Origin of the sequence: Janthinobacterium sp. GMG1, from assembly GCF_034427795.1 — a bacterium.
Lineage (GTDB): Bacteria > Pseudomonadota > Gammaproteobacteria > Burkholderiales > Burkholderiaceae_D > Janthinobacterium.
Window position 1 is genome coordinate 1 of sequence record NZ_JAXQNT010000060.1, and the last position, 341, is coordinate 341.

Sequence of the window (341 nt, forward strand, 5' to 3'; positions counted from 1 at the left end):
AGGTCAGCGCCTGCTGCACCGTGAACTGGTGCGCATCCTTCGCTTGCAAGGTAAAGGCAAAGCTGCCCGCCACCGTCGGCGTGCCGCTGACGATGCCGGTGGCCGCATTGAGCACCAGGCCAGTCGGCAAGGCGCCGCTGCTCAAGGAGTAGACGTAGGGTGCGACGCCGCCGCCGGCCGTGAATGTCTGGCTATACGCGTCGCCGGCGCGGATCGCCGCCAGGCTGGCCGGCGTCAGTGTCAATACCGGCGCCGCCACGGCCAGCGTATAGCTGTTGGTCGCACTGAACGGCGCGCCCACGCCCGTGCTACTGTCACTGGCGCGCAGGCTGAACGTAAAA

1 protein-coding gene is annotated in these 341 nt (G+C 67.4%); it reads right to left on the bottom strand.

Translation table 11 applies throughout. The features are described from left to right. Nucleotides 1-341 (bottom strand): Ig domain-containing protein (locus tag SJI03_RS28890; protein WP_322429471.1); only part of this gene is annotated, 341 nt, incomplete at both ends.